12 protein-coding genes are annotated in these 14468 nt (G+C 42.6%); 7 read left to right on the top strand and 5 right to left on the bottom strand.

The window, feature by feature from the left end; all coding sequences use genetic code 11:
* Nucleotides 1–307: 307 nt before the first annotated feature.
* The gene (locus EPX21_RS15380) at nt 308–3310 is read left to right on the top strand and encodes a TonB-dependent receptor (RefSeq protein WP_134090581.1); all 3003 of its coding nucleotides are present in this window, start codon (nt 308–310) and stop codon (nt 3308–3310) included.
* A gap of 18 nt (nt 3311–3328) precedes the next feature.
* The gene (locus tag EPX21_RS15375) at nt 3329–4843 is read left to right on the top strand and encodes a RagB/SusD family nutrient uptake outer membrane protein (RefSeq protein ID WP_134090580.1); all 1515 of its coding nucleotides are present in this window, start codon (nt 3329–3331) and stop codon (nt 4841–4843) included.
* Between the two features lie 38 nt (nt 4844–4881).
* Here the strand turns inward: EPX21_RS15375 and EPX21_RS15370 are convergent, their stop codons facing one another.
* The gene (locus EPX21_RS15370; RefSeq protein ID WP_134090579.1) at nt 4882–5175 is read right to left on the bottom strand and encodes a hypothetical protein; all 294 of its coding nucleotides are present in this window, start codon (nt 5173–5175) and stop codon (nt 4882–4884) included.
* Nucleotides 5176–5402: 227 nt separating this feature from the next.
* On the bottom strand, nt 5403–5996 hold the full coding sequence (locus tag EPX21_RS15365) for a riboflavin synthase (RefSeq protein ID WP_134090578.1): 594 nt from the start codon (nt 5994–5996) through the stop codon (nt 5403–5405).
* 342 nt (nt 5997–6338) lie between these two features.
* Here EPX21_RS15365 and EPX21_RS15360 point away from each other — a divergent pair, with 342 nt between their 5' ends.
* Nucleotides 6339–7193, top strand: a complete 855-nt coding sequence (locus EPX21_RS15360; protein WP_134090577.1) for an N-acetylglucosamine kinase — start codon at nt 6339–6341, stop codon at nt 7191–7193.
* A 63-nt stretch (nt 7194–7256) separates the two neighbouring features.
* On the opposite strand, the gene EPX21_RS15355 is transcribed toward EPX21_RS15360, so the two are convergent.
* A complete protein-coding gene (locus EPX21_RS15355) occupies nt 7257–7952 on the bottom strand; it encodes an NUDIX domain-containing protein (RefSeq protein ID WP_134090576.1) in 696 nt (231 codons plus the stop codon).
* Between the two features lie 400 nt (nt 7953–8352).
* Here EPX21_RS15355 and pfkA point away from each other — a divergent pair, with 400 nt between their 5' ends.
* From pfkA to gap, 3 genes are read left to right on the top strand one after another with little or no spacing between them, the layout of a single operon-like run.
* A complete protein-coding gene (pfkA, locus tag EPX21_RS15350) occupies nt 8353–9339 on the top strand; it encodes a 6-phosphofructokinase (RefSeq protein WP_134090575.1) in 987 nt (328 codons plus the stop codon).
* Nucleotides 9340–9348: 9 nt separating this feature from the next.
* A complete protein-coding gene (locus EPX21_RS15345) occupies nt 9349–10197 on the top strand; it encodes a hypothetical protein (protein ID WP_134090574.1) in 849 nt (282 codons plus the stop codon).
* 5 nt (nt 10198–10202) lie between these two features.
* The gene (gene gap / locus EPX21_RS15340) at nt 10203–11198 is read left to right on the top strand and encodes a type I glyceraldehyde-3-phosphate dehydrogenase (RefSeq protein ID WP_134090573.1); all 996 of its coding nucleotides are present in this window, start codon (nt 10203–10205) and stop codon (nt 11196–11198) included.
* A 59-nt stretch (nt 11199–11257) separates the two neighbouring features.
* Here gap and EPX21_RS15335 read toward each other — a convergent pair whose 3' ends face one another.
* Together EPX21_RS15335 and EPX21_RS15330 are read right to left on the bottom strand one after the other, a co-directional pair.
* Entirely contained in the window at nt 11258–11977 is a 720-nt protein-coding gene (locus tag EPX21_RS15335; RefSeq protein WP_134090572.1) for a copper homeostasis protein CutC, read from the bottom strand.
* 93 nt (nt 11978–12070) lie between these two features.
* Nucleotides 12071–13096, bottom strand: coding sequence for a N(4)-(beta-N-acetylglucosaminyl)-L-asparaginase (locus EPX21_RS15330; RefSeq protein WP_134090571.1), 1026 nt, complete (start codon nt 13094–13096; stop codon nt 12071–12073).
* Nucleotides 13097–13273: 177 nt separating this feature from the next.
* On the opposite strand from EPX21_RS15330, the gene EPX21_RS15325 reads away from it, so the two are divergent.
* Nucleotides 13274–14467, top strand: a complete 1194-nt coding sequence (locus EPX21_RS15325) for a C40 family peptidase (RefSeq protein WP_134090570.1) — start codon at nt 13274–13276, stop codon at nt 14465–14467.
* Nucleotide 14468: the final 1 nt, after the last annotated feature.

Here is a 14468-nt window from a genome sequence, read left to right as displayed (position 1 = left end):
TCGTATAAAACGGGAAGCGTACATTTTGAAAATTACTTTTGTAATTCTTAAGAATAGCTTTATTTTTACCGGACTCGCCGGGACGGCACGTCGTTTTCCTGAGCGCCAATATAAACTGGTTTAGCACTACGATGTATATAAGCGACGGCCGACGGCTAATCTAAAGACCAAGGTTTCACCAATAAATGAAGTAAATTATGAGTTCCTATTTAAAATCTGTTCCTTAACACGTATTCGCAATCTACGTAAGTAAATGGCCATTGTTAATGACCAACGAGCCTTCATTATAACCATTAAAACCAATCGAATGAAAAAGAATCATGTTGTCAGTTGTCTGGCGTATTTTATTTTTATGCTTAGTTCGCTCGTTTCTATGGCACAAAGCGGTAGTATAACGGGAAAAGTCGTAGACGAAAATAATCAACCTTTACCCAGTGCCTCTATACAATTAAAAGAGCTGAACAAATCTGTCGGCACAAATGCGGACGGGAATTTCAGTATGGCGAATATTCCAAATGGCCGATATACGTTGGTAGCCTCGTTTGTAGGTTATATCCCACAAGAAAGGTCGGTTACAGTTTCGGGTGGGGCCGTTACTATCACCTTTACGATGCAGCCCGATGCCCAGGGTTTGGATGAGGTAGTCGTAGTGGGCTATGGTACGCAACGCAAGAGCGATTTAACGGGTGCTGTTGCATCTGTTGGAGCGAAGGATTTCAATAAGGGTCCCTTGGTTGCGGCTGATCAGCTTATTCAAGGTAAGGTATCGGGTGTACAGATGATTAATAATAGTGGACAGCCCGGCGGAGCAACCACAGTGCGTATCCGGGGTAATTCGGCTGTTACAGGAACCGGACAGCCTTTGTACGTGGTGGATGGAGTAGCCTTGGACGGACGTTCCGCCAGACCCAGTCAAAGTGGCGGGATTGGTACGAGCCCGGCAGGAAATCCGCTGAGTTTTATTAATCCTGCGGACATTGCCTCCATGGAAATCCTTAAAGATGCGTCTGCAACAGCAATCTATGGTTCGAGAGCCGCATACGGGGTCGTTTTAATAACAACAAAACGAGGCCAAGAAGGAGGCCTGCAAGTAGACATTAATTCGTCAGGTGGCGTGAGTAACATTATGAGAAGAATCGATATTCTCGACGGTAATCAGTATAGGGATGCATTAAATAGGTATGGATTAAGCACCGGAGACTTCGGTGATAATGTGGATGCATTGGATGCTATTTTAAGAACAGCCTATAACCAGAATCATAGCCTTTCATTAAGCGGCGGCAATGCAGATAACAAGTATCGGGCGTCTTTCGGCTATCAGGATCAGCAAGGGATTATCAGGAAGACGGGATTTAAACGGTACAGCGGCTCGTTTAATGGAAACTTCAAAATGCTCAAAAGTAAAAAATTAGGCTTGGATGTGAGTTTAATAGCTAGTCAAACCAATGAAAACATAGGACCGGTAGCAACCGATGCGGGGGCGTCGGGCAGTTTACTGACCCACGCTTTAGCCTGGAATCCAACGCGATCATTGCGGAATCCGGATGGTAGCCTGCTCATTGAAAGGGGTAATATTGTTAATCCCTTGGCCATGTCGGAGGCTTATAACGACCGTTCCAATGTATCGACCATATTAGCGAGTTTATCGCCGTATTATAAATTTAATAATTGGTTAGAGTATCGGATGTTACTAAGCATCAATTATAACAGAGGAGAACGCCGGTCGTCCACGCGAAGCTTTATTAATCTTCCAAGCATTCAGGAGGAGCCCAATAATAATTTCCCCGGCGGATTTGCCAGTGTAGCTAATAATGAGCTTATAACGAAACAATTGACCCATACGCTGTCCTTCAATAAGGAAATTGCGTCAGACCTGAATCTCAACGCTGTGATCGGTTACGAATATATGGATTTCATTAATCGAGGGACCGATATGAACGCACGAGGCTTTGGCGATATTCCGGTAGATTATACCGATGTGATGCAGGCCACTGCACCTGGGAACAGAACTTTAAACTCTTTTAACGATCCTACTACACAACTTCAATCTTATTTCGGAAGAGCTACCTTTAATTTTAAGGATCGTTATTTATTGACGGCTACGGTTCGGGTTGACGGTTCTACCCGATTTGGAGAGAATAACCGTTACGGAACCTTCCCTTCATTTGCAGGTGCATGGAATATAAAGAACGAAGATTTTATGGCAGATGCTACTTGGTTGAGTCAACTGAAGCTGCGTGCCGGCTGGGGTAAAACAGGTAACCAAGAATTCCCTTCAGGTTCATCGCAACGCCGGTATTCAATCGGATATGGAGGGGGCGGTCAAACGCGACCTATTAATAACAATGAGAATCTCGACTTACGTTGGCAATCTGATGAACAGATGAACGTGGGTGTAGATTTTGGTTTATTTAATGGCCGCTTGAGCGGTACCGTGGATTACTTTAACAAGAAAACGACCGATTTACTTTTTCCACAAACACCGCAGTATCCCGCTTCGCCGGACGCTTCTATTACTTGGATAAATTTGCCCGGAGAGGTGATCAATAAAGGGGTGGAGTTGAATCTAAATGGTGTAATCGTGGAGAATGATGATTTTCGATGGGATTTAGGAGCAAATGCCACTTTTGTAAACAATAAAGTACGTGACTTAGGAGAAAATGAAATCATCAGGACGGGTAGTTTAAGTGGGCAAGGGCTCAGTGATGTCACGGTGCAAGTGATCCAAAATGACTATCCGCTTTTTGCTTTTGTGACAAGAGAATATTTAGGGCTCGATCAGGAAGGCTTTTCACAATACACCGATGACGGCTTTGTGTTTTACCGCGTAGGAAACCCAAATCCGAAAGTGTTATTAGGTATCAGTACGGCGATAGATTATAAGAAGTTTTCCTTTTCCGCTAATCTGAACGGGTCACTCGGTCAAGATATTTATAATAATACCGCCAATGCTGTACTACCCATATCCAACTTGGGATCCAGAAATATTGCCTCAGAATTAATGAGTTCGAGCATATTGGAGTCGCCGGCTAATCCGATTGCGGCATCATCTCGTTATATAGAAAACGGTAGCTATTTAAAACTTGCCAATGCTACGTTAAGTTACCGCGTAGGAGACGTTGGTAGCTCAATTAAAAACTTAGGTATTTTTGTAAATGGGCAGAACCTGTTCGTGATCACCAAATACAAAGGCTTTGACCCAGAAGTAAATGTCAATAAATCGGTAAATAATGTGCCTTCTGCGGGTATTGACAATGTCACTTACCCAACTGCACGAACTTTTAATTTAGGTGTTAACTTCTCTTTATAAGGAATAAATTAGGATATCATGAATTTAAAAAATATAGCAATCCTATTATTTGTGTTCTGCGCATTTACTGGATGTACTAAACTGGAAGAAGATCTTCACGGACAAGTAGGGTCGGGAGGGGTCGGGAGCGACGATGTGCCTGCTTTGTTAAATGCTGCTTATATAGCGATGCGCAATCCATATTATGGGCCTTACGGTTGGTGGGCGCTTCAGGAATTTCCTACAGACGAAGCTATGGTGCCTACAAGAGGGGGAGACTGGGATGATAATGGAGCTTGGAGGGCACTTCATTTACACCGATGGCAATCAGATCATACACGTATCCACAGCGTATTTAAAGACGTGTTGGGAGTTAGTTATGCGGCTACCGATATTTTGCAATATAATCCGACCCCTTCCCAAGAGGCTCAAGCGCGATTCCTCCGAGCTTTTGCCGAGCTTTCCATCTTAGATGGCTGGGGTCAGGTGCCTTATCGTGACCCCGGAGAAAACGTTACTCAAAACCCGAGGGTTAGAACGGCACAGGAAGAAATTGATTACCTTGTTTCTGAAGTGACAGAAGTGCTGGGGAACTTGCCTACGGATCGGGTCGACCGTGCTTCTCAAGACGCGGCGAAGATCTTGTTGATGAAAATTTATCTGAATAAGGGAGCCTATTTGAACCGTCAAGCGCCCACATTCGCTAATGAAGATTTACAAGAAGTTGTACGATTGGCCGATGAGATCATTAATAGCGGAAGATATAGCCTAATAGACGATTACTATTTAAATTTTGCGCCGAATAATGGACAGTCTACCACAGAGAATATTTTTACAGGCGAAAATATTGGAGGAGAAAGTTCTGCTACGGGGATGACCAATATGTGGGTGGCTACCTTGCACTATAATCAGAATCCGCCGGGAAATAATGGTTTTTGTACCCTGTCCGACTTTTATAATAAATTTGAAGAAAGTGATGTTAGACGAGGCGGTGAATATCCGGGTGTCACTAATGTAAGTGGTGTGCGGGTAGGCTTTTTAGTAGGACAACAAGTAGATGAAAACGGTCAAAATTTGACGGATAGGCGTGGAAATCCGTTGGCCTTTACACCGGAAGTCAGCATTATTGAAAGAGATCAGAATCATCTCGAAGTAGCGGGTATCCGGGTTATTAAATATCCGATCGATTATGCCAACGGTTCCACAAGTCTGTTAAATAACGACTGGGTCTTTTATCGTTATTCGGACGTTTTATTAATGAAAGCCGAAGCACTTTTACGTTTAGGTCAGGCCGGCGAAGCGCTTAACTTAGTAAACGAAGTTCGAGTAAAGCGGGGAGCAAGCAGTTTGTCTGAACTTAATGAGCAATTATTATTGGATGAGTTGGGTCGGGAGTTTTTCTGGGAAGGACATAGGAGAACTGACTTGATCCGTTTTGGGCGGTTTTTAGAAGCTTGGCAAGAAAAAGAGGCTTCAGATCCTAGAAACCTTCTTTTCCCAATCCCTTTAAATCAGTTGGGAAACACAAATTATACGCAGAATCCAGGGTATTGATGAAAGAGATGCCGGGTGACCAGCCCCGGCATCTCTTATTACTTCGTACTATTGATTTCTTGTTGCTCCCTTAATCGAGCGACGTTATTCGTTTCTCCAAAGTCGTCGGTTTTAGCAGCGAACTCTTCCACTAAGTCCCGCACAACGTCCAAATTATCTGCTGAACGTTGGTGTATTTCGGGAAGAAGTGTTTCCAGACGCTTATCGCCTATCTCAATGTTTTCGACTTCGATGTTACTGATCTTTTCTAAAATTGCCTGTTGACTATTTTGCAGGTCTTCTAATTGACGGACAACCTTTTCCATCAATTCGAACTTTTTTAATTTATCCATATCTCTTATTCTCTTGATCGTTCGTAAATATTAACAAGAGAAAAAAATGATTTGTTTGTTCAAGGAACCAGAATCCGGCGGAAGCCCCTTGAACCGATGATCGATTGACAGCCTTCTGTATGAATACCGGACGGCCTCCGTCTCCGGGGGTATAAAAAAGTAATTTGGTAACAGATACTCGAAAACAGGCAATAAAGTAAGGACAGTATAGCCGTTACTGTCGACCGTCAAAGCTTTCCCAGCGCTGCAAGTCGCGTTACATACTTGCCAATGACATCGAACTCCAGATTTACACTATCTCCAACTTTTAAGGTGTGCATACTTGTATGCTCGAATGTATAGGGAATAATGGCAACGGAGAATGCGTCGACTTTGGAATTGACAACGGTGAGGCTGATGCCGTTCACAGCGATGGACCCTTTTTCTACGGTAATATTTCCCAATTGAGCATCATACTGAAAAGTATATAACCAACTGCCATTCTCGTCCTCAATAGCAGTGCAAACGGCGGTTTGGTCGACATGGCCCTGAACGATATGGCCGTCCAGACGACTTCCAACGAGCGTACAGCGCTCCAGGTTTACTTTATCCCCCACTTTTATCATGTTGAGGTTGCTTTTTGTTAGGGTTTCTTGGATGGCGGTTACGGTATGTTCGCCCGGATTTAGTGAGACCACCGTTAAACACACACCATTATGGGAAACGCTCTGATCAATTTTTAGACTGTCTGAGATAGCTGATGCTATGGTAAGATGTAAGTTTGTGTCTTCTCTTTTCAGATCTTTTACAACGCCCAGTGTTTCAATAATACCCGTAAACATGTTGCTAATTTTTAAACAAAGGTACACTTCCAGCGGAGATCGCAAAAATGTTTCCTAAAAGAAGGAGACTAATTGTAAAAAGTACACTATATGCCTGTAGAAGTGAAGCGAAGAGGAAACGGTCTAAGCGATATGAATAAGCCGGTTTTTAGACTGTTTTAATGATCGGTATGATAAAATTGTTCGTTAATTTTTTTCCAATTATTTGTATTAGTATCTTGAAACGTGTATTTTGTGCCACGATTTTCCGGTTTTAGCAGCGTGGATTGTTTTAATAACGCTAACTTTAAGGGAATTTAATTTGAAATGATATAAATCAATATTTTAACTAAAACCAATAACATGATCATTATTGCAGATGGCGGTTCAACCAAAACAAATTGGTGCCTGATCAATGACTCCGGTAAAAAAATCTATTTTAACACTGAAGGGTATAATCCTTATTTTGTTTCCAGTGATTATATTGTAAGTTCGTTAAAAAAGGGGCTTCCTAAAGATTTGCCCTTTGGTGAGGTGAAAGAAGTGAATTATTACGGTGCAGGCGTTCACAATGAAGAGAAAGCGGCCATTGTATCGATGGCAATCAAACAAGTATTTAGTCAATCGGAGGTTTTTGTCGGACACGATTTGTTGGCTGCTGCCAGGGCCTTGTTGAAAGATAAAGCCGGCTTCGCTGCTATTTTAGGAACGGGAACCAATACCTGTATTTACGACGGAAGAGATATCGTCAAAAATATCGATTCTGCTGCCTATATTTTGGGCGATGAGGGGAGTGGATGCTATATCGGAAAAAAACTTTTAACGGACTATGTACGCGGGTATATGCCTAACGATGTAAGGGAAGTGTTTTGGGAAACCTTTAAACTTACGCCTGATGATGTAATGGATGCCGTTTACACAAAGCCATTAGCCAATAGGTTCTGTGCAAGTTTCAGTAAATTCGTTTACGACATCATGATCAATATGGAATATTCACGGGGATTGGTGAAAAGTTCTTTCGAAGATTTCTTTAAAAACTTGGTGGTTCACTATCCTGATTATCAAAAATACTCCTTCAATTGTATTGGTTCGGTTGCCTATAATTTCAGAAATGTGCTGGAGGAAACCGCACACGAGTACGGTATGGAGTTCGGTCGGATCGTTCGGTCACCTATTGATGATCTAGTGAAGTTTCATCAGGAGAAGATTAATGCCTAATTAAGGGCATTATTCTTAAAGAAAAAGGTAAAAGGTAGATCAGCTGTCTTTTACCTTTTTCTTTTAAGAGAAATTCAATTCGTTCTTAAATATCTTGTTGTACTTTCGCTTGTCAAATTTATAGAGTTTGGCAGCCCGATACGAAACCCCTTTTTGTTTTTCATCCAATTCCTTCAGGACATTATATTTAAGCATTTTTTTTCGGAAGTTCCGCTTGTCAAGTTTTTTGTCCCAGATGGCTTCGTAAAGCTGTTGCAGTTGGGTGAGTGTGAATTTTTCAGGTAAAAGCTCAAAAGCTATGGGACTATGGCTTACCTTGCGGCGTATTTTTTCTATGCTTTTTTCAATAATGTTACGATGGTCGAATGCAAGGTCGGGTAAGTTGTTAAGCGGATGCCATTGCGCGTTTCTTACATAATTAGTTGATGGCTTCAAATTGGCGTTAACGGCTTCCAGCCTGAGCATAGCATAATAAGCTACCGTGATTATTCTGCCCTGCGGATGTCTTTTTAGGTCGCCGAAAGTATACAGCTGTTCCATGTAAATACCCTTTAAACCGGTATGCTCAAGCAAAATACGCTTAACAGCATCATCGATGGTTTCATTGTGTTCTACAAAGAAACCCGGCAGTCCCCACCAATCTTTGAAAGGATATTCATTTCTTTCAATCAAAAGGACTTTTAGCTCACCTTCGTTAAAACCAAAAATAACACAGTCAGCCGTAAATATAGATTGTAGATGTGGCAAATTTGATTGCAAAATTCTCTCTTTTAAAGGTTCTATAAAAATGTACAATTATCACGAATAGTCTCGGTAAAGCTTAGCCATTGTTTGCTTGTTTCAAAACGCCCAGCTTGTTTAGGCAAAGAAAGTCAAAATTATGGAAGAAAACTATAAAAGCCAAACTTATCTATACCTTATCCATTTTTAGTTTTTTCAGGGTGTTTGTAAGGTATGAATACCATCATGTGCAAAAAAGTAAAAAAAATACAAATAAATAGCAATAGTGTAAGAAATACACCTTATATTCGTGCATTAGATGTGAATTGACACGGCCAGAGGTGCAGTGAATGGCGGCCCATGCTAACAATGGGTGTGCTTTATTCAATTCATCAAGGATGATTAAATTCAAGTGAAACCTATATATAGATATTTTACAGTGGACAATTCAATCAAACGTATAGGCGTATTTACTTCAGGGGGAGATGCTCCAGGGATGAACGCATGTATTCGGGCGGTAGTGCGGACTGCCATTTATGAGGGTAAGAAAGTAAGCGGTATTTTACACGGCTATCAGGGGATGATCGATGGAAATATCATTGATATGAACAGTCGATCAGTAAGCAATATCCTTCAGCTCGGAGGAACGATTTTGAAGACAGCGCGTTGTTTAGATTTCCGGACACCAGAAGGGCGAAAGAAAGCCTATGATAATATTACAGCTCACGAAATTGACGCTTTGGTTGCGATAGGAGGTGACGGTACCTTTACCGGAGCGGAAGTGTTTTCACGGGAACACAATATTCCAGTGGTTGGTATTCCAGGGACTATTGACAACGATTTATATGGTTCTGATTTTACCCTTGGATATGACACGGCTAACAATACGGTGATAGATGCCATTGATAAGATTCGCGACACGGCGGCTTCCCATGACCGTTTGTTTTTTATAGAAGTGATGGGGCGCGATTCAGGGTGTATCGCTTTGAATTGCGGTATTGCGGGCGGCGCGGAGGCCATCTTATTACCTGAAAAGGAAACCGGTATTGATGAGCTGATTCAGAAGTTGGAAACTGCAGCAAACGACAAAAAGACCTCTACTATTGTGATTGTGGCGGAAGGTGACAAAAATGGCGGAGCTTATAATGTGGCTAAAAGGGTTCAGGAGAAATTCGACTTTTACGACACGAAGGTGACAATCTTGGGACATTTGCAAAGGGGAGGATCGCCCAGTAGTTTCGACCGCGTATTAGCCAGTCGCTTGGGCTTTGCTGCTGTAAAGAAACTTTTACAAGGTGAAAGCAGAATCATGGTTGGCCTGCGTGGCAACGATATCGTGACCACTCCACTAGAAGTTGCCCTCAGAAGTAAAGAGTTCAAGTTGGCAGATGACATGATTGAAATGATGAATGTACTAGCCATTTAGTGTATTGGGATGATTGCCGTAGTGTATAGTGGATCGAGATTCGCCGATTGGCGGTTAGCCGACAAGGGCAAGGTTGTTGCCGGCTTTAAAACGATGGGCATGAACCCCTATCATAATGATGAGCGGTATATCAGTCAGGTATTGAATAAAAATAATAGTCTGATAAATTATGCCGAAAGGATAAAAAAGATCTACTTCTTCGGTGCAGGGTCTTCGTCGGATGAACGCAAGGAGACGATTTATAATGCTTTTAGAGATTTTTTCAGGTACAGTAAGGTTCATGTAGAACACGATATGCTTGCCGCTGCACTCGCAACGGGTGGTAATGAACAAGCCTTGGTGGGCATCTTAGGAAGTGGATCAAATGCCGCTTATTACGACGGTAAGAAAATTCATGAAACGAATTATGGACTCGGCTATATCTTAGCCGATGAAGGATCAGCCAATTGGATGGGGCGATATTTATTGCGGAATTACCTCTCTGAAACGCTTCCTGTCGATCTTGAAAACAAGTTTAGCAGCTACTATCCCTTAGACCGAAAGCAGATTATGGACAAGGTGTACAGGAATCCAAACGCCGCATTATTTTTAAGCTCGTTTGCAGATTTTGTTGCAGAACAAAAAGAGCATCAATTCGTTCATAATATGGTGATGGAAGGCTTCAACTTGCTGTTTGAAACCTATTTCGTTCCCTTAAAAGAGAAGTATCAATATCGTAGAATAAATTTTACCGGAAGTGTGGCTGCCGGTTATGAGCATTGGTTAAGGCAGAGCGCTGAAAATCATGGCATGGAAGTAGGAGTGGTTATTAAAGAGCCAATTCATAATCTTTTAAATTATTATTTAAATAAAAATTAGTTAAAATGAAAATTGGAATTAATGGATTTGGACGTATAGGACGTCTTGCATTTAGAGCTGCTATCAACCGCGAAGGTGTAGAAGTTGTCGGAATCAACGATTTAGTTGATCCGGAATACATGGCCTATATGCTAAAATACGATTCTACACATGGTCGTTTTGATGGAACTGTAGAAGCTAAAGACGGAAATTTGGTGGTTAACGGAAAAACAATCCGTGTTACTGCCGAAAAGGATCCGGCGAACTTAAAATGGGGAGATGTAGGTGCTGAGGTAATTGTAGAGTCTACCGGTTTATTCCTTACTCAGGAAAGTGCTCAAAAACATATCGATGCAGGCGCAAAGAAAGTCGTGATGTCCGCACCTGCTAAAGATGATACACCTACCTTTGTAATGGGGGTAAATCATAAAGAATTAAAGGCCGATCAAACGATCGTTTCAAATGCCTCTTGTACCACGAACTGTTTAGCGCCAGTGGTTAAGGTATTGCACGACAAGTGGGGAATCGTGGAAGGTCTAATGAGTACGGTACATGCGGTTACCGCTACACAAAAAACAGTAGACGGCCCTTCGGCGAAGGATTGGAGAGGTGGTCGTGGTGCTTACCAAAATATCATTCCTTCATCTACAGGAGCAGCCAAAGCGGTCGGATTGGTAATTCCATCTATTAAGGGTAAATTAACCGGTATGTCCTTCCGTGTTCCGGTTCCTGATGTTTCTGTAGTAGACTTAACTGTGCGTTTGGATAAACCAGCAACCTATGAAGAGATTAAGCAAGCGTTTAAAGAGGCATCGGAAGGCGAGCTGAAAGGCATTTTGGGTTACACCGAAGACGATGTCGTTTCGGAAGATTTTAAAGGTGACGCTAGAACATCTATTTTTGATGCGAAAGCAGGGATCGCTTTGAACGATAATTTCGTGAAGGTTGTTTCATGGTATGACAACGAATGGGGATATTCTAATAAGCTGATCGACTTAGTACAAGAAGTTGGTAAATTATAAGATCGTCTAATGAGCAGGTTAAGTGGTTAAGTATACCAACCACTTAACTTGCTTAATTTTTAGCTATTCAACAGGCCAAGGATTCGCCGAATCCGTTCTACGTTACTTATTTCAACGGCATCGCCCATATTGGCTATAGCCGGATTTTGATAAGTCATCCCGCTTTTAACGGCTGTTTTTGCAGAGGTATGATACTCTTTAGCGTGTGTTATTTCCTTTAGCTCAATAATATTTACCTCGTTAATGCCAGAGCCCGGCATAATAGTTATTCTATCTGCCGCTTGCTGTATAAGTGTCTTCAGTAGAGAGGCTCCTTCGATTGCCGTGTTTCGCATGCCAGAGGTTAGTATACGCTCGCATCCACAGTCGATAACCTCTTCCAACGCTTTTAAACCATCGTTGCTGCAGTCGAATGCCCGGTGAAAAGTTACGCCCATTGGATCTGCCAAATGAACGAGCTCTTTGGTGCGGTTCGTGTCAATATTTCCTTCTTTGTCCAACAAGCCAATCACTACACCATCGCAGCCGAGCTGTTTGCACATCGTAATATCTTCTTTCATAATGGCAAATTCCTCGTCCGAATAAAGGAAATCGCCCGCCCGGGGCCTGATGAGGACGTAGACCTTGATGTCAAGAAGTTCACGTACGCGTTTTATCGTCCCGTAAGAAGGAGTGGTTCCTCCTTCGTTTAGATTCTCGCAAAGCTCTATGCGTTGGGCACCGCCTCGCTGTGCCGCTAAAGCAGATGCTAGTGAGTTTGCGCATATTTCTAATGTCATCGTATTCGTTATTGGTTGTTCGTTATCTGTTATTGGCGTTGGTTGCGGGTTATCGGCCTAAAAGACAAGACGGGCCTTAACTGTCGAAACCAATTAATATATACTTTTCCCTTTAATAAGCAAATCTTGTTGTTCTTCGTTACATACGGCAAAGGAGAAGCCCTGTTGCAAAGCGTAGGCGCCGTATTGACCTTGTTTGTTCATCGCTAAGAAGCCAACCTGAATTTCCTTGGCCTTCTCTGGCTTTTTCTTTACAATACGCTGAACAGCTTTTTTACATGCATCTTCGGGTGAATAGCCTTGGCGCATAAGCTCTACGACGAGAAAGCTTCCTACTGTTCTGACGACCTCTTCGCCAACACCTGTAGAAGTGGCCGCGCCTACCTCGTTGTCGACATACAACCCTGCTCCGATAATCGGACTGTCTCCAACGCGTCCATGCATTTTAAAAGCCATCCCACTGGTGGTACAGGCACCGCTCATATTTCCTTGGCTGTCTAAGGCTAACATGCCTATCGTGTCGTGGTTATATTGATTACCGGGCAATTTATTGGGCGAAAAATGCTGGTTTTCTATATTCATGATCGGTTTGTATTCGGCCTTTTTTAGCCACTCTTTCCATGCTTTTTCTGATTCCTTCGTCAAAAGATCTTCTTTCTGGAAACCGTTTTCTAAAGCGAATTGAAGTGCGCCTTCCCCGGCAAGCATCACATGAGGTGTTTTTTCCATCACGAGTCGTGCTACAGAAATCGCATGGGTGATATGCTCCATTGCCAAAACCGCACCACAATTGCCATTTTCATCCATTATGCAAGCGTCTAGCGTTACATGGCCATCACGGTCGGGATAACCGCCATTTCCGACGGTCACGTTTTTTAAATCGGCTTCTGGCACTTTCACGCCTGCCTCAACTGCATCTAAGGCGCGACCGTTTTGCTTTAAAATTTTCCAAGCAGCTTGATTAGCGGCAATTCCAAAATCCCAAGTTGAGATAACAATCGGCTTTGTAGCCGTTTTGACTATGGAATTGAATGCTGATTGAGCATATATTTCGTTTGTAAAACCTAAAGCAACAGTACCGAGCACTCCTTGCTGAATGAATTTTCTTCGATTAATCATTCTTGTTTCAAATTTATATGGATGCAAACATAAAAAATCTCTCTATAAATTGCTCGGATTCTTGATGGTTTTACCGATAATGCATGAATATGCATTATTTAGGAATAAAACCGCAAAAATATTTGATTCTCATAACATATGTATTAAATTCGTGCTAAATTCTTCAATCTAAGCATTATGGTAAGATTAAAGATCCTTGTGTTACTTGTACTCGCCTCGTATATTCCGGTAAAAGCACAAGTGGATTCGTTAGCAATAAAAAAGGCAACAGAATTAGCATCGCTTACGCGTAGCAAATATGCACCGGACAAAAGAACTGTCGTGTTTAATTTTTCTTACGACTCGGTGGCAGGATTCGAACTCGAAACCAGTAATGAGGCTGCGGCAGCCTATTTCCGTCGGCAATATCAAATGGCCCAAATAAATAAGTCGCTTTCTATTAGGCAGCTGCCGGATACAACGTTAGCCGACAGTGTCTTTGGTTTGGTTACGGTTTCGGTCGGTAACATGCGCACCGAACCAAAGCATGCCGCTGAAATGGCCAGTCAAGCATTGCTCGGATGGCAGGTGGATGTGTTGAAAAAGACCAATGGCTATTACTTAATACGGACCGCCGATGGCTATATCAGCTGGCTCGACGCAGCAGCCGTGAGTCTAAAAACTAAAGCCGAACTTGACGACTGGAAAAAGAGCAGGAAAATTATTGTTACTGCCGACTATGGGCATGTCTATAGCAGCAAAGATAAAAAATCGCTTCGCGTTTCAGACTTAGTAATGGGTAATATTTTGGCGGTCGAACAGGTTTTCGATGAGTTCTATGGCATTGTTTTTCCTGACGGAAGAAAGGGGTACATTGAAAAAGAGCAAGCTCAGGACTACGATGAATGGAAGCGCACGCTTTCTTCTCCCTCGGCACAGGCGGTTTTGAATGTCGCTAAGACAATGATCGGAGTACCTTACTTATGGGGAGGAACATCGGTTAAAGGAGTCGACTGTAGCGGATTTACCAAAACTGCCTATTTTATGAATGGGTTCATTATACCGCGGGATGCTTCACAGCAGGTATTGGTGGGGCAGCCCATAGAGGTGTTAAGTAATGATACCCTCGACAGGTCGAAAGCGCTTAAAAATTTAGAAGCCGGCGACCTTTTGTTTTTTGCGGCCGGAAAAAATAGCGATCCTAATGCACGCGTAACACATGTCGCTCTTTACATGGGCGACGGCGAATTTATACATTCGGCCGGAAAAGTGCGGATAAACAGTATACTGCCGACTGCCGCTAATTACGGCGACTTTGAAAGCAGAACGATCGTAGCGGCACGGAGGTATTTAGGACGGCTGGGAACAAACGGCATCAAAAAGCTGGATTAAT

The sequence above is a fragment of the Olivibacter sp. XZL3 genome (assembly GCF_004368405.1).
Classification (GTDB): domain Bacteria; phylum Bacteroidota; class Bacteroidia; order Sphingobacteriales; family Sphingobacteriaceae; genus Olivibacter.
The sequence above is the reverse complement of the archived record's forward strand: the minus strand, read 5'-3'. Positions and strand labels throughout refer to the sequence as shown.